23 protein-coding genes are annotated in these 23,716 nt (G+C 48.1%); 2 read left to right on the top strand and 21 right to left on the bottom strand.

Translation table 11 applies throughout. The features are described from left to right. Positions 1–7: 7 nt before the first annotated feature. The 7 genes from LU290_RS04515 to LU290_RS04485 form a co-directional block, all read right to left on the bottom strand. Entirely contained in the window at positions 8–760 is a 753-nt protein-coding gene (locus tag LU290_RS04515; protein ID WP_277809353.1) for a hypothetical protein, read from the bottom strand. Between the two features lie 14 nt (positions 761–774). Then, positions 775–1,098: a 2Fe-2S iron-sulfur cluster-binding protein gene (locus LU290_RS04510; protein ID WP_277809352.1), complete on the bottom strand. Its 324-nt coding sequence runs from the start codon at positions 1,096–1,098 to the stop codon at positions 775–777. A 36-nt stretch (positions 1,099–1,134) separates the two neighbouring features. Continuing rightward, positions 1,135–2,265 carry a class Ia ribonucleoside-diphosphate reductase subunit beta gene (gene nrdB, locus LU290_RS04505; protein ID WP_277809351.1) on the bottom strand — a complete coding sequence of 377 codons (1,131 nt, stop codon included), beginning with the start codon at positions 2,263–2,265 and terminating at the stop codon, positions 1,135–1,137. Between the two features lie 268 nt (positions 2,266–2,533). Further along, entirely contained in the window at positions 2,534–3,412 is an 879-nt protein-coding gene (locus tag LU290_RS04500) for an EamA family transporter (RefSeq protein ID WP_277809350.1), read from the bottom strand. A 24-nt stretch (positions 3,413–3,436) separates the two neighbouring features. Further along, positions 3,437–4,330, bottom strand: a complete 894-nt coding sequence (locus LU290_RS04495; RefSeq protein ID WP_277809349.1) for an SEL1-like repeat protein — start codon at positions 4,328–4,330, stop codon at positions 3,437–3,439. A gap of 108 nt (positions 4,331–4,438) precedes the next feature. Then, positions 4,439–5,701, bottom strand: coding sequence for an O-succinylhomoserine sulfhydrylase (locus tag LU290_RS04490; RefSeq protein ID WP_277809348.1), 1,263 nt, complete (start codon positions 5,699–5,701; stop codon positions 4,439–4,441). A gap of 155 nt (positions 5,702–5,856) precedes the next feature. Beyond that, positions 5,857–6,789 (bottom strand): branched-chain amino acid transaminase, encoded by a 933-nt coding sequence (locus LU290_RS04485; protein WP_277809347.1) that lies wholly within the window; start codon positions 6,787–6,789, stop codon positions 5,857–5,859. A 209-nt stretch (positions 6,790–6,998) separates the two neighbouring features. Here LU290_RS04485 and LU290_RS04480 point away from each other — a divergent pair, with 209 nt between their 5' ends. Together LU290_RS04480 and LU290_RS04475 are read left to right on the top strand one after the other, a co-directional pair. After that, on the top strand, positions 6,999–7,835 hold the full coding sequence (locus LU290_RS04480; RefSeq protein ID WP_277809346.1) for a threonine/serine exporter family protein: 837 nt from the start codon (positions 6,999–7,001) through the stop codon (positions 7,833–7,835). Then, positions 7,835–8,287, top strand: coding sequence for a threonine/serine exporter family protein (locus tag LU290_RS04475; RefSeq protein ID WP_277809345.1), 453 nt, complete (start codon positions 7,835–7,837; stop codon positions 8,285–8,287). The genes LU290_RS04480 and LU290_RS04475 overlap by 1 nt, the downstream gene beginning before the upstream one ends. Before the next feature lie 91 nt (positions 8,288–8,378). On the opposite strand, the gene LU290_RS04470 is transcribed toward LU290_RS04475, so the two are convergent. From LU290_RS04470 to LU290_RS04405, 14 genes are all read right to left on the bottom strand, one after another. Continuing rightward, a complete protein-coding gene (locus LU290_RS04470) occupies positions 8,379–8,504 on the bottom strand; it encodes a methionine/alanine import family NSS transporter small subunit (RefSeq protein ID WP_277809344.1) in 126 nt (41 codons plus the stop codon). Beyond that, positions 8,497–10,005: a sodium-dependent transporter gene (locus LU290_RS04465; protein WP_277809343.1), complete on the bottom strand. Its 1,509-nt coding sequence runs from the start codon at positions 10,003–10,005 to the stop codon at positions 8,497–8,499. Before LU290_RS04465 ends, LU290_RS04470 begins: the two co-directional genes overlap by 8 nt. A gap of 202 nt (positions 10,006–10,207) precedes the next feature. Continuing rightward, on the bottom strand, positions 10,208–10,981 hold the full coding sequence (gene lpxA / locus LU290_RS04460) for an acyl-ACP--UDP-N-acetylglucosamine O-acyltransferase (protein WP_277809342.1): 774 nt from the start codon (positions 10,979–10,981) through the stop codon (positions 10,208–10,210). Between the two features lie 159 nt (positions 10,982–11,140). Further along, positions 11,141–11,665 carry a 3-hydroxyacyl-ACP dehydratase FabZ gene (gene fabZ / locus LU290_RS04455; protein WP_277809341.1) on the bottom strand — a complete coding sequence of 175 codons (525 nt, stop codon included), beginning with the start codon at positions 11,663–11,665 and terminating at the stop codon, positions 11,141–11,143. A 51-nt stretch (positions 11,666–11,716) separates the two neighbouring features. After that, positions 11,717–12,730 (bottom strand): UDP-3-O-(3-hydroxymyristoyl)glucosamine N-acyltransferase, encoded by a 1,014-nt coding sequence (gene lpxD / locus LU290_RS04450; protein WP_277809340.1) that lies wholly within the window; start codon positions 12,728–12,730, stop codon positions 11,717–11,719. Continuing rightward, on the bottom strand, positions 12,730–15,153 hold the full coding sequence (gene bamA / locus LU290_RS04445) for an outer membrane protein assembly factor BamA (protein ID WP_277809339.1): 2,424 nt from the start codon (positions 15,151–15,153) through the stop codon (positions 12,730–12,732). The genes lpxD and bamA overlap by 1 nt, the downstream gene beginning before the upstream one ends. Before the next feature lie 224 nt (positions 15,154–15,377). Next, on the bottom strand, positions 15,378–16,742 hold the full coding sequence (gene rseP / locus LU290_RS04440; protein ID WP_277809338.1) for an RIP metalloprotease RseP: 1,365 nt from the start codon (positions 16,740–16,742) through the stop codon (positions 15,378–15,380). Then, positions 16,739–17,971 (bottom strand): 1-deoxy-D-xylulose-5-phosphate reductoisomerase, encoded by a 1,233-nt coding sequence (gene dxr, locus LU290_RS04435; RefSeq protein ID WP_277809337.1) that lies wholly within the window; start codon positions 17,969–17,971, stop codon positions 16,739–16,741. Before dxr ends, rseP begins: the two co-directional genes overlap by 4 nt. A 33-nt stretch (positions 17,972–18,004) precedes the next feature. Beyond that, positions 18,005–18,853: a phosphatidate cytidylyltransferase gene (locus LU290_RS04430; protein WP_277809336.1), complete on the bottom strand. Its 849-nt coding sequence runs from the start codon at positions 18,851–18,853 to the stop codon at positions 18,005–18,007. 3 nt (positions 18,854–18,856) lie between these two features. After that, a complete protein-coding gene (uppS, locus tag LU290_RS04425) occupies positions 18,857–19,618 on the bottom strand; it encodes a polyprenyl diphosphate synthase (protein WP_277809335.1) in 762 nt (253 codons plus the stop codon). 122 nt (positions 19,619–19,740) lie between these two features. Further along, positions 19,741–20,295 (bottom strand): ribosome recycling factor, encoded by a 555-nt coding sequence (gene frr / locus LU290_RS04420; RefSeq protein WP_277809334.1) that lies wholly within the window; start codon positions 20,293–20,295, stop codon positions 19,741–19,743. 138 nt (positions 20,296–20,433) lie between these two features. After that, complete coding sequence (gene pyrH, locus LU290_RS04415) at positions 20,434–21,159, bottom strand: UMP kinase (protein WP_277809333.1); 726 nt, start codon at positions 21,157–21,159, stop codon at positions 20,434–20,436. A gap of 283 nt (positions 21,160–21,442) precedes the next feature. Continuing rightward, complete coding sequence (locus LU290_RS04410; RefSeq protein ID WP_277809332.1) at positions 21,443–21,760, bottom strand: PepSY domain-containing protein; 318 nt, start codon at positions 21,758–21,760, stop codon at positions 21,443–21,445. Positions 21,761–22,232: 472 nt separating this feature from the next. Further along, positions 22,233–23,672, bottom strand: a complete 1,440-nt coding sequence (locus LU290_RS04405) for an SLC13 family permease (protein WP_277809331.1) — start codon at positions 23,670–23,672, stop codon at positions 22,233–22,235. Positions 23,673–23,716 lie beyond the last annotated feature (44 nt).

Below are 23,716 nucleotides of genomic sequence, written 5' to 3'. Positions count from 1 at the left end.
GAGCAGCTTATTCTTGGACAATATTCATGATCAGTGCATCCAAATCCTGCTCAGCCACGCCCTTAGCGCTCATCACATACAGCTTATCATGATGTACAAAGCGAGCATTGTGATGACGAGTGCCTTTTTTGTCGGTCAAAGTCTCAAAGATGACTGATGTCGTGCCGATGGTTTTATTGACAAATTCGCCATAAAGCACCACAGGATCATCCGCCAAAATCTTGGTCTCTAAAAGCTCAACTCGGGCTTTTGTCGTCGGATTTTCAAAAAGACGATACAGACCATCAAAGCCCTGCTCGCCTTTGACGCCCTCATACTGCCGACCCGTCAGGACAAAGCCATCTGGACTCAAAGCGGCAGGCTCAAAGCTGAGCGCCTGCCTACGACCAAAACGATAGGTCATCTTAGCGTGCGTGGCCTGCTTAAATTCCACCGTGAGCGCCCCACCCGACAGACTGCCTGTCTTTTGGAGTAAGTGTAGCTGCCTACGCAATGCTTTTTGTTCTGAGTGCGGCGCCTCATCGATGGAAATGTAACGCACCAAATGCGGCGACTTTGCTGGCAAAACTTCCGCATGAGCGCTGGCTACCACCAAACCCGACAAATCCGTCTCATCCGCCCCTTTGTTCGTCTCCACCTTAGGGCTTGGGCGTGCATACCATACACCAGATACCGCCACCAGACCGATTGCCGCCATGATGAGCGCTTTTTTTGAAATGCGGCGTTTAAAAATGCTTTGCTTAACTGTCTCATGCTTCATGGTAAACCTCCCATCTAGACCGTCAGCCACGACGCCAGACTTTTATCCTCAAACAAACTCAGCTGTTCACCCTCGCATTTGGGCGCATAAGTGACGCACACCGTTCCCATCGGGCGGCAGCAGCACGCCAGTACCTCATCATCGTCCAGCATGGCGATGGGTTTTTGCACCATCATCAGCTCGCCAGTGTTTGCCGTGATGCGCATTTTGCAGCAGCCACAATAGCCTCGCTGACACTCAAAGCGCACCGTCTGATGTTCAGTGCGCTTCATTCCGTCCAGCAGCGTTTCATTTTCATGCAAATAAAAGCGCATCTCGTCGGTAAATACCCAGCCCATTTCAACCCTGTTTCATTTCGTCATGCAGTCAGCACATCAAAGCTCAAAGTCGTCCAAGTCCACATCGTCCAAGTCAGAGTCAATCTGACCCACCAAATAAGTGGTGATCTCCGTCTCTTGCGGAGCGACTTGCACATTGTCCGATGACAGCCATGCATTGATCCAAGGAATCGGGTTAGACTTGGCATCAAAGATGGCAGGCAGACCAATCGCCGCCATGCGAGTATTGGTAATGAACTCCACATATTGACACAAAATGTCTTTATTTAGCCCGATCATTGAGCCGTCTTTAAACAGATATTCCGCCCATGCTTTTTCTTGCTCGGCAGCACTTTTAAAAATCTCAATCGCCTCCGCCTCACAGTCTTTGGCAATCTGCATCATCTCGGCATCATCACGCCCTGTACGCATCAGATTGATCATGTGCTGTGTGCCGTTCAAATGCAAAGCCTCATCTCGCGCGATCATCTTGATGATTTTGGCATTGCCTTCCATCACTTTACGCTCAGCAAAGGCAAATGAGCAAGCAAACGACACATAAAAACGAATCGCCTCCAAGACATTGACCGCCACAATGCACAGATACAGCTGTTTTTTAAGCGTTTGCAAATTGACTGGCGTCATCACACCATCAATCTCGTACTCGCCTTCGCCGTGCAGGTCGTACAATTTTGCCGCATGGTGCAAATCGTCATAATACTTGGCAATGTCTGACGCACGCTCTAAGATGTGCTCATTTTCCACAATGTCATCAAAAATCTTGCTAGGGTCATTGACGACATTACGGATGATGTGCGTGTAGCTGCGGCTATGAATGGTCTCACTAAAACTCCAAGTCTCAATCCAAGTTTCAAGCTCAGGGATCGACACCAAAGGCAGCAAGACCACATTTGGGCTGCGACCTTGAATGCTGTCTAGCAAGGTTTGGTATTTTAGATTTGATAAGAAAATGTGCTGTTCATGGGCGGACAATTCGCTAAAATCAATGCGATCACGAGACACATCGATCTCTTCTGGTCGCCAAAAAAACGACAGCTGTTTTTCAATGAGCTGCTCAAAAATCGGGTGTTTTTGTTGGTCATAACGAGAGACATTGACAGGCTGACCAAAGAACATGGGTTCTTTTAAGACATCGTTTTTTGTTTGGCAAAAAATAGAATATTGCATGAGCTTTTTAACACCCTTAACTGACTAAAAATTGATGTGATTGTTAGAAAATCGAAATGACTTGACAATATGTAGTGTAATATTTTATGGATAATACATGATATGGTGTAAATATGCGGCTAATTTTAACACAGTTTTTTTAATTTCGCATGATTTTTTTTAGCGATGATTGCCACAAAATTTTAATATCAATGCAAAGTTGCATTAGGCTTGGCAATCATTAAGACCCGCTTTATCATGCCAAATCCGCACTTGCACTGGCAGATGTTCAAAGACGAGACCCAGACAAAGCCTTCGCCCCAAATACATGCACCAATAAAGCCGCCATCACCACCACAATACCAAGCCAGTGCAAAAGCGTCAGACGCTCACCAAAGACCACCATTCCAGCGACAAGCGCCACCACAGGCACAAGCAGCGCCAGTGGTGTTACCTGGCTGGCAGGATGTCTAGACAGCAAATAGCCCCAGCCACCATAGCCCAGCAAGCTCGCCACATACGCCAGATACAGCACGCTCAGCCAGCCACCAAAACGCAAAGAGACAACCTGCGCCACCACGCCATCGATGCCATAAAGCAGCAGCGAACCGATGGCAAATGCCCAAAATGTCGAGACATTACCCCAGATGACGAGCGACACAGGATTGACATTACCAAGCTTTTTGACGACGATGTTGCCCAGCGCCCACGAAAATGACCCCGCCATCACCACAAACAGCCCAACAAGTGCCAAATCGCCCTGATACTGACCCATGCCAATCAAACTAAGACCTGCCGCCGCCATCAGCATGGCTAAAAGATGATGAGAGCGCACCCCTTCTTTGAAAATCAACGCCGACAACAGCACCGTAAAAAACACCTGACTTTGATGCACCAATGCGGCAAGCCCTGTCGGCACACCCATGGACAATGCCAAAAACATGAAGGCAAACTGCCCAAAGCTGATGGTCAAGCCATACAAAATAAGCCATCGCAACGCCACCTTTGGACGCGCCAAAAACAACAAGGCAGGCATGAGCAAAAAGGCAAAACGCAGCATTCCAAGCACCATCGGCGAGACATCATGTAGGGCAATCTTCATAAAAATAAAGTTGATGCCCCAGATCAGCACCACCGACAATGCGATCAGCCAGTCCTTTTTTACCATGAGTTTTGTTGTCCGTTTTAAGACTTAGTCTGCCGAGTCTACCGCAAGCTTAGTCAGCAGCTGCTCAGCTGGCTCATAGTCTTGCTCTGCCGATTGACGCAGCCAGTCCATTGCCACCGACTCATTTTTTTCCACACCCTTACCATCTAAATAACAAAGTGCAAGCTGATGCATTGCAGGCGCAAAGTCAAGCTCGGACGCCTGTTTGAAATAATCATGCGCCCGTAGCAGGTCTTGTGGTACGCCCTCACCTCGCTGATGATGTACCGCCAAGTTATAGATCGCCTCAGCCACGCCCTTATCCGCCGCCTTTTCAAAGCACGCCATCGCCTTGGCATAATCTTGCGGCACACCCCGCCCCAAGCAGTACAAATTGCCCAGATTCAAATAAGACAGCACAAAGCCCAGCTCGCCTGCACGCTCATGCCAGCGCACCGCCTGCTCGTCATCGACAGGCGCGCCCACACCATATTCATACATCAAAGCGATGTTATGGCAAGCTGCTGCATGGTTTTGCTCGGCGGCTTTTTGATACCATTCAAATGCCGTCTGGTGATTGGTGGCGACACCTAAGCCATGATGATACATGACGCCCAAATTATGACAGGCTTTAAAGTCGCCCTGCTCGGCGGCTTTCATCAAAAGCTCATGCCCCTTTTGATAATCTTGGCGCACGCCCATGCCTTCACAGTGCATCACACCCAGACTTCGCTGCGCCTCCGCCAGCCCAAGCGATGCCGCTTCAAGCAGTAGTGGCGCCGCCTTTTCATGCTCGCCCTGCTCATGCAAAACGCTCGCCTGCTCGTACAACGCCGCTGCCTGCTCACGCTCCGCATCCGCATTGTGCGGCAGTGTCTTTTTGATGGATGCGATGGAGTCGTTGTGATTTGATTTAAATAATTTACCCAATAAGCTCATATGATCACTTGTTTTTATGACGCCTTAGTGCAGTCATGCCAGTTGGTTTATAGGCAAATCTAACAAAAAAAATTTGCCAAAAGAACATAAACAAAAGCTTCGCTTGATTTACAAGCCATCAAGCCCTCGTGCCAAATCTTTGATGATGTCATCCACCTCTTCAAGCCCAACAGATAATCTTATCAAGCCGTCACTCACGCCTGCCTCTACCCTTTGCTCAGGGGTCATGCGAAAATGCGTGGTGGTCGCAGGGTGGGTGATGGTGGTTTTGGCATCGCCTAAGTTATTGGTAATGCTGATCATTTTTGTGCTGTCAATGATGTGCCAAGCTTGTTCTTGATTCGCCACTTCAAAGCCGATGATCGCCCCAAACGCACCCGTTATCGCCCCGCCGCCAACATTTTTTAAGGCGGTGTGCTGAGCTTTGGCGACTTCGTGACTGGCGTGACTTGGCAAACCTGAAAAATGCACTTTTGTGACTTTGGGGTGGTTATTTAAAAATTCTGCGACACGATTGGCGTTTTCAGAGTGGGCTTTCATTCTAAGTGATAAGGTTTCTAGCGATTTTAACAACACCCACGCATTAAAAGGTGATAGGCTAATGCCCCCCGTGCGTACCACACCAAAGGCTTTTTCCATCAGCGTATCTGAGCCGACGAGCGCTCCGCCCAGCACTCGCCCTTGTCCGTCAATGTATTTGGTCGCTGAATGAATGACCACATCCGCTCCCAAATCAAGCGGTTTTTGAATGGCAGGGGTGGCAAAGCAGTTATCCACGATTAAGAGCGCCCCACCCTCGTGGGCGATTTTGGCAATGGCAGAAATGTCAGCGATTTGAGCCAAAGGATTGGATGGACTTTCAAGATAGCACACCGCTGTATTTGGGCGCATTGCCTTTGCCCAAGCGTCGTTGTCAAAGCAGTCCACATAACTGACTTCCACGCCAAAGGCTTTAAAATAAGTATCAAAGAGCGCCACCGATGAGCCGAATAATTGCTTGGCGCACAAAAGATGGTCGCCAGCTTTAAGGTACGCCAAACACATGGTCAAAATCGCCCCCATGCCGCTCGCTGTTGCCACACAGCGTTCGCCATTTTCGAGCAGGGCAAGACGGCGTTCAAAGGCTCGCACGGTGGGGTTGGTGTGGCGAGAATAGACATTGCCTTTTTTGTTGCCGTTAAAATGATCGGCAGCGTCGGCAGCAGATTTATAGACATAGCTACTGGTGGCAAAAATCGCCTCATTATGCTCGCCTTCATCGGTGCGATGGTATCCGCCACGCACAGCCAAAGTTTGCTCAAAAAAGCCAAAGGCAGGGTCTAAGGCATCAGATTGCCAGTTTAAGTCTAGTTTTGGGTCAAGTTGGGTCATGTTTGCACCTTGATTATTTTTCGATAGAAATTCGTCCTATCATATCACAATTTTAACAATGACGCTTTTTGAAAATCACGCAATTGCCATCACACGCATACTTATTCAACAAAAAAAGACGGGCAAATGCCGTCTTTTTTTAAGTACCAAGCAAATCACTCATCAACGAATGACAGCCAGTGCTTGTATTTTTCGTTGCGACCTTGCACCACATCAAAATACAGGCTTTGTAATTGTTCGGTAATCGGACCACGAGAGCCATTGCCAATCACACGGTCATCGTACTCACGAATTGGCGTGACTTCTGCGGCCGTACCTGTCATGAAAATCTCATCCGCCAAATAGAACTCATCACGAGTAATACGGCGTTCAACGACTTTAATACCCAAATCGTTGGCAAACTCAATGATGGTACGACGAGTGATGCCGTCCAACGCACCGCCAGCCAAATCAGGCGTGTGCAATTCGCCATTTTTTACCAAGAATAAGTTTTCGCCAGAGCCTTGGCACACATAACCCAAAGGATCCATCAAGATGGCTTCGTCATAGCCTGCTTTGGTCGCCTCTTGGTTGGCTAGGATAGAAACAGGATAGTTGGCAGCGGCTTTTGCCTTGCACATCGTCACATTTGGGTGGTGATGGGTGTAGCTTGAAGTTTTGGCACGAATGCCGTTTTTGATGCCGTCTTCACCCAGATACGCACCCCAATGCCAAGCCGCCACTGCCGCATGAATGGTATTGTCTTTGGCGGCGATGCCTAATTTTTCAGAACCCACCCAAATCAGCGGACGAATATAGGCAGACGCCAAGCCGCTTTCACGCACCACATCTTTTTGGGCTTGTACTAGCGTGTCGTGGTCATAAGGGACATTTAATTGGAAAATTTTGGCAGAATTTAACAGACGCTCTGTATGCTCATGCAGGCGGAAAATTGCCGTGCGACCGTCTGGTGTCTGATACGCACGCACGCCTTCAAATACCGCCAAGCCATAATGCAGGCTGTGCGTCAGTACATGAACTTTTGCGTCTGGCTGTTCAACAATCGTGCCATCCAGCCATAACTTTCCAGGATTGGTTGCCATATTCATAGGTATTCCTCATGGTTTATAAAAAACCAACATCGCAAAATAAAAGAAATAAAAAACGGTCGAATGATTATAGCTAGCCTGACTCAGTTTTGCAATGTTTTTTGTACAAATTCGCCATTTTGTGATGATTTTTTTGGCATTTGCCATTAAAATATGTGCATCATAAGCATTCATTTGTATTTCAATAAAAAGACAAAGCAGCCGTTTTCATGTCCAACTTTGCTCCGCCCTCACCCCGTCGCCTGCCTTATATTTCTTATGAAGAGCAGCAGCGCATCACCAGACTGTGCGTCCGCTGTGCGCTGTTGTTCATGCAATACGGTGGCGAATCGGCGGTGGTGGTTGATTTGACCAAGCGACTGGGTGCATCGCTGGGTGTGGGCGGTGTGGAATGCGCCTTGTCCTTTAATGCGGTAACTTTAACCACGCTGTACAACGGTCGGTGCATCACCACCGCCAGAAACACCGTACATCAAGGCATCAATGTCAGCGTACTGGTACAAATCCAACAAATCGTCATGCACGCCGAAACCGCCCTAAAAAACGAACACCTCATTGACGAAGTGGAGCGTCGCTTTGATGGCATTGATCGTGGCACTTATCCAAAAAATTTGATGTCGCTGTTCGTTGGGCTGTCGTGTGCCAGTTTTGCTTATTTAAATGGCGGCAATCTTACCATCGCACTCATCACGCTGGTTGCTGGATTTTGTGCCATGCGGACACGGCTGTATTTGTCCGCCCATCATTTCAATCCTTTTGTGGTGGTTATTATCACCGCTTTTGTGGCGACATTGCTTGGGGCGATGGCGTACTTTTTGGATTCTTTTGGCTGGGCTCAGATTGACAGTGCCGACATCGCCGTGGCATCAAGCGTGCTATTGCTCGTGCCAAGCTTTCCCATCATCAACGCCTTATCCGACATTTTAAAGGGCTACATGAACATGGGTGTGGGTCGCTGGATGTTCGCCACCATGCTGACCTTGTCTGCGTGTGTTGGCATTGTCATTGCACTGATTTTATTACGAATTCCGCACTGGGGGCTGTGATGTGGCTATTGTCTGATGTTTTGTTATCCTGCGTCATCACGCTCGGCTGGTGCTTGATGTTTACATTGCCAAGCCGATATATCGTGTATTGCCTTGTCATGACTGCACTGGGTTTTGGCTCAAAAAGCCTCATGGTCTATGGCGGCGTGCATTTGGCAGTGGCGACTTTTTTTGGCTCGATGTTTGCCAGTTTTTTAGGCGTGTGGTTTGCCCAAAGATTTCGCCTACCCCCAAAGGCACTCATCGTACCCAGTGTCATCTGTCTAATGCCCGGCATCGCTGCCTATAAAGCGATGGTGAGTATGGTGCAAATTGGTTATTTTGGCTTTGATATGACGCTGTTTGTTACCATGATGTCGCACTTTTTTGAAGCGATTTTTGTGATTTGTGCGTTGGTGCTTGGCTTGTCCATTCCTGGTATTTTGTTTTATCGCAGAAAGCCGATTGTCTAAAATGAGAGTGATTTGATGAGCTTTGATTGACAAAATCCAACCACAAAAAAACACACGCCCAAAAAAGCGTGTGTTTTTTATTCATGAGTGATTACTCATTTGGCACTTTATCCATGTCAATGTCAGGATGTTTGACCAGATGGATGGCAGACAAGATGAGTCCGCCCCAGATGGCAATCAGCGCCACGATCATGATGATGAGTGCAGTACTATTCATAATAATTCCCCTTTTGCTCACCGTGTGAAACATGACCTTTTACCTTAGTCAGCAGCATCGCTCCGATGGCAAACACTGCCACCACGCCCCAGCCAAAGATAACTTGCGTGATGAAGTCGTAGCCGCCATAGCCTTCGGTCAGTAGTGATTTTAGGCTCAGCAGCAGCGCGATGATGAGTGACAGCGGTGTGATGACAGTCAATACGAACGACCAACCAGCGCCTACTTTAAAGCTTGAAATGCCATTGATGTGGCGAATCAGCGTATCTAGCAGACCACGGTTTAGCCAAGTTACCCAGATGATGGACAAAATTGCACCCAAGACAACACCAATGTTGTTGGCAAAATGATCAATCACATCAACGAAAGTGATCGCTGTTTTGGTAGAAAATAGCACCACAGAAATCAGGGCTGAAATACCGCCAACGACAGTAACCGCCTTTTTGTGTGACCAGCCAAATTTATCCTCAACCGCCGAAATCGGCACCTGAATGATACTTGCCATAGAAGTCAGACCCGCCACGAACAGCGACGCAAAGAAAAGCACGCCAATGATCGTACCAGCATCACCCATGTTTGAGATGATTTTTGGGAACGCCACGAACGCAAGACCGATACCACCAGACACCACCTCAGATACAGGCTTGCCTGATGCCACCGCCATAAAGCCAAGCACCGAGAAAATACCAATACCTGCCAAGATTTCAAATGATGAGTTGGCAAAACCCACCACCAGACCAGAACCTGTCAAGTTGGCATTGCGTTTTAGGTATGATGAATAAGTAACCATGATACCAAAGCCGATGGACATAGAAAAGAACACATGACCATAAGCCGCCAGCCACACTTTTGGATCAGCCATCGCCGCCCAGTTTGGTGTAAAGAAAGCATTTAGACCTTCAACCGCACCCGGCAGACGCACCGCTTGGATGACCATGATGATAAACATCACCACAAGTAGCGGAATGAAAATCTTGTTGGCAAGCTCGACACCCTTACGGATACCGCCATACATGATGAACAGCACAACCGCCCAAACCACAATCAGACCAACAAACAGACTTGGTACAAAAGTAAAGTCCAAGCCTGAACCCATTTGTAGATAGTGGTTAAAGAAAAAGCCTTCGGTATCCTCACCCCATGCTTGGGTGAATGAGTATAATGTGTACTGACCTGCCCAGCTAAGCACTGACGCATAATAAATGCCAATCACGGTGCAAACCAACACCTGCCACCAGCCCACACCTTCGGCAGACTTAATCATGCGACCATAGGCGGTCGGTGGTGCGCCACGGTACTTTTGACCGACAACATAATCCAAAAATAGCAGTGGAAAACCTGCCGTCGCCAGTGCGATCAAATATGGAATGACGAACGCACCGCCGCCATTTTCATAAGACACATAAGGAAAACGCCAAATATTTCCTAAGCCGACCGCCGAACCGATGGCGGCCAAAATAAATCCAGAGCGTGCCGACCAACTCTCTCGTTGTGTAGACATATACTCTCCTTAATTGTTTTATCATTCATCATCGCCATTAACAAAGTCAGGCGATACCATTTTTTACAAAGTCTAGCAAGTCTAAAATAAACTTGCGACAATGTTGCTATTATAGTTTGATTTATTGCATAAAGAATGTCAAATAAATAAAAATAAATAAACCCATAACACATCGTTATGGGTTTAAAAAGAAAAAGGAAAATCAGCGCACCAGACCTCGGCTGCTGTTATTGAGCGAATCAATCAAAAGCTGCACCTTAGGCTCATCTACCACAAGCTTAGCCAGCTCACTGAGCGCCTCATCACGAAGCAATCCTGAGCGAAAAATCAAGCGATAAGCATCGTCTAGCGACTTGATGGTCTGTGCCGACCAACCTTTGCGGCGCATGCCTTCTTTATTGATGCCGTGTGTCTTGGCGGGATTGCCAGAGACCATGGTAAATGCCGCCACATCTTTTAAAATAAGGCTCGCCCCACCGATCATACTATAATCATCAATGCGGCAAAACTGATGCACACCAGACTGACCACCGATGATGACATGACTGCCAATGTGGCTGTGTCCCGCTACACCGACATTATTGGCAAGCACATTGTGATCTCCCACCACGCAGTCATGAGCGATGTGTGTATTGACCATGAACAAATTATGGCTGCCAATCTTGGTCAGACCCTCGTCCTGCACCGTGCCACGGTGAAAAGTACAAGACTCACGAATGCGGTTGTAATCACCGATCTCCAAATAAGTGGTCTCACCTGCGTATTTTAGATCCTGTGGCACCTCGCCAATACTGGCAAATTGATAAATCTCGTTATACCTGCCGATGGTGGTGTTGTCACCGACAATGACATGGCTTTTCAAGATGGTGTGCGCACCGATACTGCTGTTTCTACCGACGATACAATACGGACCGATGACGGCAGAGTCATCGATTTTGGCAGAGTCATCGACGATGGCGGTTGGGTGAATGTTCATGCGCCTCCCACAATTAAGGCATTTTTGTCTTTATTATGAAAATATGATAAAAATTAAAAATTGTCACAAATAAGCCCTCTAAAAAGCCTGAGAAAAGCTTTTGTTAAATGGCTTTTAATTGTCTATTTTACCCTTAAATGACCAATGTCGTCAAATCACTCACATTTCAGCGACTTTTTGGCGAGCAATCATGATCTCAGCACTACAAGCCAACTCGCCATCTACATGGGCGGTGCATTCAAATTTATAAATTTCTCGCATACTGCGGGTCGCTTTTGAGCGAATCACCAGCGTATCGCCCGTGCTTACCAGCTTTTTAAAGCGCACCTTATCCACCCCTGCAAACAGGTACAGATAGCCGCTTTCTGAAGTCTGACCTGCACTGATAAAACCCAAAATACCAGACAGCTGCGCCATCGCCTCCACCATCAGCACGCCCGGCATGACAGGATTGTCAGGAAAATGCCCATTAAACAACTCTTCATTGATCGTGATGTTTTTATAGCCTGTAATCCATTGGTTTGGCGCACAGGCGGTCACACGGTCGATGAGCATGAATGGATAGCGGTGTGGCAGATAATGCTTGATCTGGTCGTATTTTAGTGGCAGCTTAACGCCTCGCTCAGCCAATGCGCCCAAGTCTTCTTGGGTCAATAATTCTGTGTCGATGTTTGTATTTGACATGGATAAAATCCTTAAATCCTTAAAAAAGCCTCAAAAATCGCTTAAAAGCACTCATTTCTCGCCAGACTGGCGGAATCTCACCGCCGCCCGTCGCCACTTGGTTGATGGCATGGCTGTCGTACCTGATGAATAGCTACCTGATTCTTTGATGTGACCGGTAACCATCGTCATACCAGTCAAAGTCACGCCATCAGCGATGTGCAGATGTCCTGCGATACCCACCGCACCGCCAATGATACAGCCTTTGCCAATGTGCGTGCTGCCTGCGATGCCGACCTTAGCAGCGATCGCTGTACCGTCTCCGATGCGTACATTATGAGCGATTTGCACCAGATTGTCGATGATGACATGATTGCCAATGACCGTATCGCCCACCGCCCCACGATCAATGCAGGTGTGGCTGCCGATGCGAACATCATCACCGATGATGACACGCCCCAGCTGAGCGATGCGCTGCCATTTTAGACCTTCTTTGGTGGGGTGTGGTGCAAAGCCAAAGCCCTCCGAGCCAATGCTTGCCCCCGCATGGATGCGCACTCTATCGCCAAGCAGGCTGTGATGAGCGATGGTGACATGAGATGCAATGTGACACCCCTCGCCCAGCACCGCACCATCTTCTATGGATACGCCCTGTCCGATATGACCATGCTTACCAATCTTGACACGCTCACCGATGACCGCATAAGCACCCACCGACACGCCCTCGCCCAAAATGGCAGATGGCGCAATGATGGCGCTTGGATGAATACTAGGCGATGCCGCCTCATACTCAAAAAGCACACTGACACAAGCATAAGCCAAATAAGCATCTTTGACAATCAATGCGCACACATCTGGTGGCACAAGACTGGCAAATGACTCACTGACAATGACCACACCTGCCGCCGTATGCGCTAAGTCATCAGCGTACTTTTGAGCAGACAAAAACGCCAATGCGCTGCCATCGGCGTCTGACAGATCTGCCACACGGCTGACCTGTATGCCCTCAAAGCTTGCCAGCGCTGCTTTATTCAGCACTGGCTGCTTTTCTTCGATGGCGCGAATCAGGCAAGAAACACCAACCATTAAAACACACTACCGATTTGGAATTGGACTTTTTCGGTTTCATCGGTATCTTTGCTGTTGATCGGCTTAGAGTAGCTGATTGACAAAGGACCGATCGGCGTGTACCAAGTCGCACCGACACCTGCGCTATAACGGAACTCTTTGTCCTGCTCTAATAGCGGATAATCGGTAGATTGTGCCAAACCATTGGTCAGTGCGTTTAGATTGACCGTCTCTTTGTCCATGCCCGTGGTGTCAAAGACTTGACCGCCTTCAAAGAATAGCACTGGACGCACCTGATCTGCCCAGTCGCCTTTAAATGGCATTGGCAAAATCAGCTCAGCACCAAAAGTCGCCAGCGCATTACCACCGACATTTTCGCCCAATGTATATCGCTGATTGACGCTTGCCACATTGTAAGGCTGTGAGCGGGGACCTAGGCTAGATGCGTCATAGCCACGCACCGAGCCATAGCCGCCTGCATAGAAGTTTTCATAAAATGGCAAATCATTACCATAACCCAGACGAGTATAGCCACGCAAAATCGTGCCTTTTAGGAATGGTCGGTAAATATTGCCTGTATAAACCGCCTTTTGATAAGTCTTATCACCAAAGCCCAAAGTCAGATCGACATCATGGCTCATGCCTTTGGTTGGGAATACTGGGCGGTCTAGGCTAGAATAACTCCAGCCCAGCGTCGCATTATAGGTGGTGTAGTCGTTATTAAAGCCTGTGTTGTTGTTATCAAATGCTGTGATTGTACCGCCGTCTTCAATGAGCTGCTTGACATTGCTGATTGCCATGCCAGAGCCGCCTTGCACTTCGGTATTGTCGATGTTAATGCCAGCACTGATACGCTGATTTTCATTGATCGGATAGCCATAACGCAAAGATGCGCCATACGAGTCTAGCACATAGCCGCTGATGTTTTTGTTGTCATACTTAGTCTTACGATAATAAGCACTCAGACTCTGTGAAACGCCATTTTCGGTGAAATAAGGGTCGGTCATACCAAGGCTGTACACATCTCGTGTCTCTGAGCGAGAAAATGACGCATTGACACGGTTGCCCGTACCCATGAAGTTGGCTTGAGATAACTCCACTTGGAAAGTAACCCCGCCCGACTGACTATAACCTGCGGCGATGGTCGATGAGCCTGATGCCTGCTCTTCCACGGTATAATTGACATCCACTTGGTCTGGGGTGTTTGGCACAGGCACGACCTGCACTTGCACATCCTTAAAAAAGCCCGTACGCATCAAGCGTGCTCTAGACAGCTGAATCTTGCTGTTTGATGCGAGCGCCCCTTCAAGCTGACGCATCTCACGGCGCAGTACTTCGTCCTTGGTCTTGACATTACCACCAAAGTTGATACGGCGCACATACACAGGGCGCACAGGGTCAAGATAATAATCGACATCGACCGTGCGTGTCTCGTCATTGATGCGGGTGACAGGGCGAATCTGAGCATAATAATAGCCGTCGTCGCCAAACTTCTCACCAAGGCTTGCGGTCAAAGCTTCAAGCTTACTTTGTGAATAACCCTCGCCTTCTTTGAAAGTCACAAGGTCATTGAGCTCAGTCAAATCATAAGTGACATCACCCAAAAACTGCACTTTACCAAAATTGTACTTTTCGCCCTCAGTCAGCGCAATCTCCACAAAGACTTTATTTTTGTCTTCATCAATAGACAGCGATGAGCCATCGACCTTAAAGCGAACAAAACCTTCGTTCAGATACAGCGCACGCAAAGATTCAAGGCTGGCGTTCAGCTTTTCTTGGCTATAACGGTTGGCTTTGGAGAGTGGATTGATGACTTTGTCTTTGAGTGCCAGCTCATCTTTGATGTCGTCATCGCTAAAATATTGGTTGCCGATGATATTGACATCGACGACACGAGCCGCCTTGCCCTCGATGAACTCAATGTCCAGCTTAACACGGTTGCCATCAAGCTCGGTTTGTTTGACTTGAATGTCGCTGTTGTAGTAGCCTTGCGAGATGTATTGGTTTTTTAGCTCATTTTCGATGGCGGTGACGGTCGATTGCTTTAAGACATTGCCCACCGCAAGCCCTGTGCTTTTTAGACCTTCTTCAAGACCTGCTTTGGGGATGAGTTTATTACCCTTAAAGTTCAGCTCTGCAATCACAGGGCGCTCAGTGACATAAAACACCACACGGTCGCCATTGACATCGGCTTGCACATTAGAAAAATGCTCAGTGGCATACAGGGCACGAATGCTCTGAGCCAGCATCTCATCAGTCACACTCTGTCCCAAGCGGATCGGCAGTGCCGATTGCAAGCTCTCGGCAGTCACACGCTGCAAGCCTGATATGGCGATGTCATTGGCGACAAAAGTGGCGGCATACGCAGGGGCTGCCATCGCCATGATGACTGCCGTCGTGATCGAAGTGGTTACAAAACCTGAAAATTTAGGCATACGCATAAAATCATTCCACGATTAAAATCATTAAAATCTAAAACATCACGCCGATTCTGCTCATTTTTATGGCAAATCGATCTCAAAACTACTCAAAGATGAGCAAAATTGATGTCAGCGTGCAAATAATGGTGCTAAATTAAGCCAAAAAAACAATTTTGGCAAGCCCTAAAAGAGATTTATTCGCAATTTTTTAGGGTTTTTTTAAAAATTGGTGACTTTTTGTCCACTCAGCCAAACAACCGCATGATGTCGTTACCAATTGCTAGCACCATGAAACACAAAAGCAAGGTAAAGCCAATCTTCATGCCAAACACTTGCACCTTTTCGCTCATCGGGCGACCACGGATCAGCTCATAAGTATAATACACCAAATGACCGCCATCAAGCACAGGAATGGGCAAAAGATTCATCACCGCCAAAGACAAGCTGATGATGGCGGCAGTGGATAACACCTGCTGCCAGCCGATTTCAAAGCTGGTCTTGGACACCTCAGCGATGGTAATAGGACCTGAAAGATTTTCAACGCCAATGAGCCCTGTGATCATTTTTTTCATCGCATCAAGCGTCATTTTTGCCAAATCGTAAGTCTTAGCAAATGACTTGTCCAGCGCCTGCATGGGCGTGTGGTCGATGGTAGTGCGATATTCGTCAGGTATGGCGCTTTGGGCATCATAGTTGACCCTCACGCCGATCTGACCTATCGTTTGATTACGCACCGTGACGCCTCTTGGCATCACTGGTACCGTCATCATTTTGCCATCACGGATGATGTCAAAGGACAGCATTTTTTCAGGGTTTTGGCGAATGATGGGTGTGGCATCAGCCCAGTTGTCAATCTTAGTGCCATCAATGGCAACCACCCTATCGCCCACTTTTAGACCCATGAGCGCAGCCGCACCATCTGGCACGACTTCTGCCAGCACAGGCTCAATCACTGGCTGGTAAGGCAGCGCCCCAAAGCTGGATATGGCGTCTTGGCTCTTATGCTCGCCTTGCATGAAAGTGCTGATGCTGACGGTTTTTTGGCTGTATTTGCCACCTTGCTCAGTGGTGACGCTAAGGCTGCCAGACTCGCCCATGCGACCTGCCAAGGCATAATTTACCTCTTCCCAAGTGGTCACAGCCTTATCATCAATGGCAGTGATTTTCTCACCCACCACCAAGCTTTGCGATGCAGGCGTATCAGGCAAAATTTTGCCAATGCGAGTGTTTAACTGCTCGCTTGGCTGCAAAAACAGCACAAAAAACAGCCCAATGGCGATGATAAAATTCATCAAAGGACCTGCCGCAACGATGGCGATTTTTTTGAGTGGGTGCTGCTGATCAAACGCCAAATGACGCTCATGCTCTGCCACACTACCCTCACGCCCATCAAGCATCTTCACATAGCCGCCCAAAGGAATGGCTGAGATGCGATAATCAATGCCAGTCTTTTTACTCGTCCAACCAAAAAGCTTAGGACCAAATCCGATCGAATAAGTCAGCACCTTCACACCGCACAGACGAGCCACGATGTAATGCCCCCATTCGTGCAGCGCCACAAGCGGTCCTAGCACACACACCGCCGCCAAAAACATCCATATCGCCGTCATGCCAAGCCCTCATCAACCCAAGACATCGCCACCGATCGTACTTTTTGATCCATCGCCAAAATGTCCGATAATTGAGCAAAATCATCATCAAAATGAGCAATCAATGATGGGTGCTCTAAGCAATATTGCACCACAGCGGCAATGTCAGTTAGGCGGATTTGTTCTGCCAAAAACGCCGACACCGCCACTTCATTGGCAGCATTTAGCGTAATGCACGCACCCGTGCCACGCTGAGCGGCGACTCTTGCCAAAGTAAGTGCAGGGAATTTTTCAAGGTCTGGCTCTAAAAAGCTTAAATTAGATAACGCATACAAATCCAGTGAACGCTCACCTGTACTGATACGCTCTGGATAAGCCAAGGCATGAGCGATGGGCGTTTTCATGTCAGGACTGCCAAGCTGTGCCAATAGCGACCCATCGACATATTCCACCAACGAATGCACCACACTGTCAGGGTGAATGACAATGCCAATATGCTCTTCTGGCAAATCAAACAAATGACACGCTTCAATCAGCTCAAGCCCTTTATTCATCATGGTGGCACTGTCAATGGAAATCTTTTTACCCATTGACCAATTTGGGTGCTTGATGGCGTCGGCAGGGCTTGCGCTGCGCATTTGCTCTATGGATTTGTGTAAAAATCCGCCACCAGATGCGGTCAGCCAAAGCTGTTTGATGCCGTGACTGCTGTCATGAATGGCTTGATTGTCCGTCTGCACAGGCTTTGGCAAACATTGAAAAATCGCATTATGCTCGCTGTCAATCGGTAAAATGCTCGCACCTGACGCTTTGGCAGCCGCCATGACCAAATGCCCCGCCATGACGAGTGATTCTTTATTGGCAAGTAAAATCCGCTTACCCGCATGAGCTGCCGCCAGTGTAGATGACAGCCCCGCCGCCCCAACAATCGCCGCCACCACCGTATCCACCGTAGGCAAAGTCGCCATCTTAGCCAAGCCATCATCGCCTGACAACACCTGAATACCCAGCCCAAGCTCATCTATTTTTTGGCGACATTCAGCCACTTTTTCATCGGACACACACACAAAATCAGGCAAAAACTCTTGACACAGCGACAACAGCTTATCCACCTGATGAAATCCTGACAACGCCACCACACGGTATCGCTCACGGTGCAGACGCACCAATTGCAATGTACTATCCCCGATTGAGCCTGTCGCACCCAATACAGCAAGGCGTTGCACACAAGAGGATTTTGGCTCATTCATAACACTAGCTACTTTTATCATCAATTAAAAACATCACAAAATCTGCGATAAGCTCGCCATGTAAATTTTCATCCACACTTCAGCGAACACACCCATTTCAAGCAACACCCAAAATCCAAAGGCAAACACAGGCGTGGCAGACAAAAGACTGTCAATGCGGTCAAGCACACCGCCATGTCCAGGCAGAATATTACCAGAATCCTTAATACCTGCACGGCGTTTGAGCATGGATTCAAACAAATCGCCAAGCACGCTCGCCCCCACCGTCAAGGCAGACAAGCCCAAAAACCAAAACAACGCCACGCCTGACAACTGCAAATAATGACCGACCACGCCCGCGACCACGCCTGCGGTGATTAAGCCGCCAATCAGCCCTTCCACAGACTTATTTGGCGAAACATTGGGGGCAAGTTTTCTTTTGCCAAACTTACGACCAACAAAATACGCACCGCTATCGGCACACCACACCAGCAAAAACACATACATCAGCCACCAAGGCGACATCTGCCACAGCCCATACATGGCGGTGATGGCGGCAGTCAAAATCACGCCTCCCATATATACCAAACGGCGACCGTACCATTTTTCTTTATCGGGATATTGCTTGACCCACATCATCGCCATCGTCCAGATGACGAGTGACAGCGCCCACCACAGCACCCAAGTCTGCGGCACAAACACCGACCCAAGCGTCAGCACAAAAGTAATGGCGATAAAGGTCAAGGGGCTGCCCCATTTGGGCATGAGCCTTGTCCACTCGTGGGCTGCGATGAGCACTGCGATGGACAAAAGCGGAATCACAAAAATCGGCGTCTTACTGGCAAACAGCGCAAAGCCAACTATCAGCACCAATACGATGGCGGTTTTTATTCGTTGCCACATGGCTTACTCTCCCATCTGCTCACAAGCGATCTGTTCACTGGTCTTGCCAAAGCGGCGCTCACGATTGGCAAAATTTTGCATCATGCCGTCAAGCTCATCGGCACTAAAATCAGGCCACAGCGTCGGCGTAAAAAACAGCTCTGCATACGCCGCCTGCCACAGCAAAAAATTAGAAATGCGATAATCACCACCTGTGCGAATCAGCATGTCCACTGGCGGATGATCGGCAAGCGCCACGCACTCACCCAGCATCGTCTCATCGATGGCATCAGCATCCAAAGTGCCATCAGCGACCCTTTGGGCAAGTGTTTTGGCAGCACAAGCAATGTCCCACTTACCGCCATAGCTGATGGCAATCACCAAAGTCATCGCCTCAAAGTGCGCTGTTTTTTGCTCAGCATCCGCCATCAGTGCTGCAAGCTTGGGCGACAAAGCACTTCTATCACCGATGAAACGCAAGCGAATGCGGTATTGATTCATGCGGGGCATCTGCTCATGAATGGTCTGCTCCAAAAGATGCATCAAAAGCTCGACCTCCGCCTTAGGTCTTGCCCAGTTTTCACTGGAAAATGCAAACACCGTCAGCACCGACACACCACGAGCCAAGCAATGCTCAACAATGGGATCAAGCGCATCCTTACCCTTGATGTGCCCCTGCCCTGTGGCAAGATTGTTTGATTTGCCATAGCGATTATTGCCATCCATGATGATGGCGATGTGCTTTGGCACGGTGGCAAGTGGCGGTAAATTGGCGGTCTGTTGCATAAAATTTTTGGCTAATTAAACTTATAAAAACAAAGACTTACGCCAAACCATCTCAAAACCAAAGTCCAATTTTGAAACCTGCGTAAGTCTTTTTTGGTTTGCACAATGTATCAGGTGTGCAATCACACTTCCATCAGCTCGCTTTCTTTTTTGGCAAGGCGAGCATCGATGGTCTTAATGAAGTCATCGGTAAGCTTTTGGATGTCGGTCTCAGCACGACGCTCATCATCTTCGCTCACTTCTTTGTCTTTGACCAGTTTTTTGATGTCGCCCAGCATGTCACGGCGGATATTGCGTACAGACACACGCGCAGACTCAGCATCAGAGCGAGCCAGTTTTTGCATGTCACGGCGAGTCTCTTCGGTCAAGGCAGGCATTGGCACACGAATCACATCGGCAGTCATCGGGTTTAGACCCAAATCCGCCTCACGAATCGCTTTATCTACCGCCTGCACCATAGAGCGATCAAACGGCTGCACCAAAAGCGTGCGGTTGTCCTCAACATTGACGCTGGCGACTTGGTTGAGTGGCATGTCAGAGCCGTAGTAGCTCACCATCACACCTGACAAGATGCCTGGATGCGCACGCCCTGTACGCAGCTTGGCAAATGCTGTCTCTAAGGCGTCAAGTGATTTTTGCATACGACCTTCGCCGTCTTTTTTAATGTCGTTAATCATGGTCATTCCTTCATGGTTTGTATGGTTTAAATCCAAATCAAAGTACCTTTAAAAACAAGCATAAGGCACAAACGGATTTAACAAAGTTTTCAAAATTAAAATACTTTAAAAATACGGACTATCTACCGTTAAAAGCGATCAGTGATACACCCGAGTACCCTCAGGCTCGCCCATCACGACATTCAAGAGCGCATTTGGCTTATTCATGTCAAAGACTTGTAGTGGCACATTGTGCTCACGGCACAAAGCGATGGCGGTCAAATCCATCACCCCCAGTTTCTTTTCAAGCACTTCATCAAAAGACAGGCTGTCATATTTGACGGCATCGTCATGAATGCTTGGGTCTTTGTCATACACGCCATCGACTTTGGTCGCTTTTAAAATCAAGCCCGCTTCGATCTCAATGCCTCGCAAGCACGCCGCCGTGTCGGTGGTAAAAAATGGGTTGCCCGTGCCTGCCACAAAGATACACACTTCGCCGTTATTAAGGTGGCGAATGGCATCACGGCTAGAATACGGCTCACCGATGGTAGAGATGGCGACCGCTGACATGAGTCGGGTGGTGATGTTGCGACGCACCAGTGCATCACGCATGGCAAGACCGTTCATCACCGTGGCAAGCATGCCCATTTGATCACCCGTCACACGACCGACCAAGCCTTCTTTTTGTAGGGTTGAGCCACGGTATAGGTTACCACCGCCGACGACGATGCCCACCTGCACGCCCAAGCCACGCAAGTGCGCAATAGATAGGCTCATCTGGTCAAGAATGGACGCATCAATGCCCATGTCACGACCACCCGCCAACGCCTCGCCAGACAGTTTTAATAAAATACGAGAAAATTTTGGATTTTTATCAGACATAACTACCCCATTTGGTGAATCAATCAAACTTACCCAAAAGCTCATAGATAAATTTTTATAATTTTATCACATTTTGCGACAATTTTGATAATTTTTCTAACATACAATGGCAGACAAAGTTGATTTTGGGTCAATTTTGCTACAAGATTGGGCAAAATGGCGAATTTTCGCCCTGTGGTATTTGCTGGTTGGTGGCTGATTTGCCAGCATTATTGTCATGCCAGCCTTTAATGGCAAAGCCGCTTTTGTAGCGGCGTTGTTTTAGTGGGTAGAAAGGTTGGTATCAGACGGCGTCCAAGCGGGTTTCTTGAATGATTTTTAGGTCGGCATAGGTCAGCTTAATGACATATCGCATGCCGTTTTTTGTGGCATACATGACAAATGCAGGCGTCTCACCATGCGATTTTAGCTGAATGCTGCGCACTTGATAGCCACGCTCTTGCAGCTTGCGAATGGCTTGCGTGCGATTTTTGTTGAATTGTTTATTATTAAACTCCACAGCATCAAGCGTAGCGGCAGAGACCGAGCCATCCGCCATCGCAGGCATTGCCATCGCCGCCATCAATACAGAGCAAAACGCTAACTTTTTTGGTAACATCATAAAACACTCGACCATAAAAGAAAAATCCGCACAGCCATCCATTGACCGCACATGGATTATTTGGTTTTAATTTAAGCCAAAATTTTATCTTAGCCAAAGCTTTAAATCAGGTTTTTAGTCAAATCAAGACACCAATCCTTAGCATCCCTGCATCACACCCTCACCATAAAATCAATCAAACTTAAACAAATTGAGTCAATCCATTAGATTTAAAAAATTAAAGGGTTTTGGGTAGGAAAGTAAGTAAAATGACAAAAATGATAACAACAAGTGGCTACATGGCTATTTACAACTTACAACATCATAGCATTTTTGCAGCATTTTTTGGCGCAAATTTGACCTCATATCACATTTTCATTTAAAAAAATTACATAAACTTACAATAAAACACAATCCAACAAAAAAACACCCCAAATCAGTTTGGGGTGTTTTAAGGACATCTGTCCGTACCATGCCATTGATGGCAAAGGAGTTACATCCAAAATAGATACGCCATGATGGTGACGATGACGACCGCTATGAGATTTAGGAAGAAGCCCACCTTCATCATGTCGCCTTGACGCACATGACCTGTACCCATGACGATGGCGTTTGGCGGCGTGGCGACAGGCATCATGAAGGCGCAAGATGCCCCGATACCAATAACCATGACCAACACCTGCTCAGGCAAGCCAAGCGCAGCGCCGATTGGTGCAAATAGTGGCACAAGCAATGCTGCCGATGCGGTATTACTGGTAAACTCAGTCAAGAAAATGATGAAAGCTGACACCGCAAGAATGACCACAAGTGCAGATGCACCCGCCAGACCGCCAGAAATCTGCTCAGCAAGCACCGCAGATGCACCGGTACTTCTCATGATGTCAGACAGGGCAATACCACCGCCAAACAGCATGAGTACGCCCCAGTCGGTGTTGTCCGACACTTGCTTCCAGCTCACCAAACCAAGCAGCAATACTGCCACCGCAGCAAACAGGGCAATCACCGTATCTGGCGACTTAAAGCCAAAGGCATCACCCAACTGCTTGCCAAAAATCCAGCTAAATGCCGTGATCAAAAACACCACGATGGTCAGAATGCGTGGCATTGTCCAAGGGATGTCTTCACGCTCGACGCTCACTCTAAGGTTTAGCTTAGGACGCAGCACAAAGTACATGGCAATCAGTAGCGTTGGCAACATCACAAGCATCACAGGCAGACCAAATTTCATCCAGCCCACAAAGTCAAGACCAAGCTCTTTGGCAGCGATGCCGTTTGGTGGTGAGCCAACCAAAGCGCCAATACCACCGATAGACGCTGAATATGCGATGCCTAGCAGTACAAAAATAAAGGTGTTGCGGTCTTTTTGGCTGTCAACATGGCTTAACAGACCGACTGCCAATGGCAACATCATCGCTGCCGTTGCGGTATTACTGATCCACATTGACAATAATGCAGTCGCACCAAAGATCAGCACGATCGCTCGACCCAGATGACCCCCAGCCAGACTGACGATGCCAAAGGCGATTTTACGGTCTAGCTTTTGGACATGAAGTGCTGCCGCCAGCGCAAAACCACCAAAGAACACGAAGATGATGGGGTCGGCAAAACTTGCCAGTGCTTTTTTGGTGTCAAACTCTGGAATGCCAATAAAAATCGCCAGCATCGGCACTAAGATGGCGGTGGCGGTGATGTGAATCGCCTCTGTCAGCCACAAAATACCGATGAATGTCGCCAGCGCCAAGCCTTTATTGACCAGAGGCTCAAATGGCAAAATGCTTGTCGCCATAAAATAAGCGATGATCGCAGCGATGGTGGTGATGACGACGCCTTTGATCACATCTTTTCGTACCTTACCTGACGGTGGAGTGTGATTATCATTATGCTGATAATCAGTCTCTAATGAGAAATCTTTTTGTTGAGTTGGTTGAACCATGTGAAGTTCCTTTTAAAGCAGCTGCTTGGAATGCCAAATATCCA

Source organism: Moraxella nasibovis, assembly GCF_029581575.1.
GTDB classification, from domain to species: domain Bacteria; phylum Pseudomonadota; class Gammaproteobacteria; order Pseudomonadales; family Moraxellaceae; genus Moraxella; species Moraxella nasibovis.
Note: the sequence above shows the minus strand (reverse complement) of the source record. Positions and strands in the feature narration are given on the sequence as shown.

Coding starts and splice junctions, on each gene's coding strand:
- uppS (WP_277809335.1), bottom strand. CDS start 19,618: ATGCAACAGACCGCCAATTTACCGCCACTTGCCACCGTGCCAAAGCAC.
- LU290_RS04475 (WP_277809345.1), top strand. CDS start 7,835: ATGTGGCTATTGTCTGATGTTTTGTTATCCTGCGTCATCACGCTCGGC.
- LU290_RS04465 (WP_277809343.1), bottom strand. CDS start 10,005: ATGTCTACACAACGAGAGAGTTGGTCGGCACGCTCTGGATTTATTTTG.
- pyrH (WP_277809333.1), bottom strand. CDS start 21,159: ATGTCTGATAAAAATCCAAAATTTTCTCGTATTTTATTAAAACTGTCT.
- LU290_RS04430 (WP_277809336.1), bottom strand. CDS start 18,853: ATGTGGCAACGAATAAAAACCGCCATCGTATTGGTGCTGATAGTTGGC.
- lpxA (WP_277809342.1), bottom strand. CDS start 10,981: ATGAACATTCACCCAACCGCCATCGTCGATGACTCTGCCAAAATCGAT.
- lpxD (WP_277809340.1), bottom strand. CDS start 12,730: ATGGTTGGTGTTTCTTGCCTGATTCGCGCCATCGAAGAAAAGCAGCCA.
- LU290_RS04495 (WP_277809349.1), bottom strand. CDS start 4,330: ATGAGCTTATTGGGTAAATTATTTAAATCAAATCACAACGACTCCATC.
- LU290_RS04410 (WP_277809332.1), bottom strand. CDS start 21,760: ATGATGTTACCAAAAAAGTTAGCGTTTTGCTCTGTATTGATGGCGGCG.
- LU290_RS04405 (WP_277809331.1), bottom strand. CDS start 23,672: ATGGTTCAACCAACTCAACAAAAAGATTTCTCATTAGAGACTGATTAT.
- nrdB (WP_277809351.1), bottom strand. CDS start 2,265: ATGCAATATTCTATTTTTTGCCAAACAAAAAACGATGTCTTAAAAGAA.
- LU290_RS04500 (WP_277809350.1), bottom strand. CDS start 3,412: ATGGTAAAAAAGGACTGGCTGATCGCATTGTCGGTGGTGCTGATCTGG.
- LU290_RS04480 (WP_277809346.1), top strand. CDS start 6,999: ATGTCCAACTTTGCTCCGCCCTCACCCCGTCGCCTGCCTTATATTTCT.
- rseP (WP_277809338.1), bottom strand. CDS start 16,742: ATGACGGCGATATGGATGTTTTTGGCGGCGGTGTGTGTGCTAGGACCG.
- LU290_RS04510 (WP_277809352.1), bottom strand. CDS start 1,098: ATGGGCTGGGTATTTACCGACGAGATGCGCTTTTATTTGCATGAAAAT.
- dxr (WP_277809337.1), bottom strand. CDS start 17,971: ATGAATGAGCCAAAATCCTCTTGTGTGCAACGCCTTGCTGTATTGGGT.
- fabZ (WP_277809341.1), bottom strand. CDS start 11,665: ATGTCAAATACAAACATCGACACAGAATTATTGACCCAAGAAGACTTG.
- LU290_RS04485 (WP_277809347.1), bottom strand. CDS start 6,789: ATGAATATGGCAACCAATCCTGGAAAGTTATGGCTGGATGGCACGATT.
- LU290_RS04515 (WP_277809353.1), bottom strand. CDS start 760: ATGAAGCATGAGACAGTTAAGCAAAGCATTTTTAAACGCCGCATTTCA.
- LU290_RS04490 (WP_277809348.1), bottom strand. CDS start 5,701: ATGACCCAACTTGACCCAAAACTAGACTTAAACTGGCAATCTGATGCC.
- LU290_RS04470 (WP_277809344.1), bottom strand. CDS start 8,504: ATGAATAGTACTGCACTCATCATCATGATCGTGGCGCTGATTGCCATC.
- bamA (WP_277809339.1), bottom strand. CDS start 15,153: ATGCGTATGCCTAAATTTTCAGGTTTTGTAACCACTTCGATCACGACG.
- frr (WP_277809334.1), bottom strand. CDS start 20,295: ATGATTAACGACATTAAAAAAGACGGCGAAGGTCGTATGCAAAAATCA.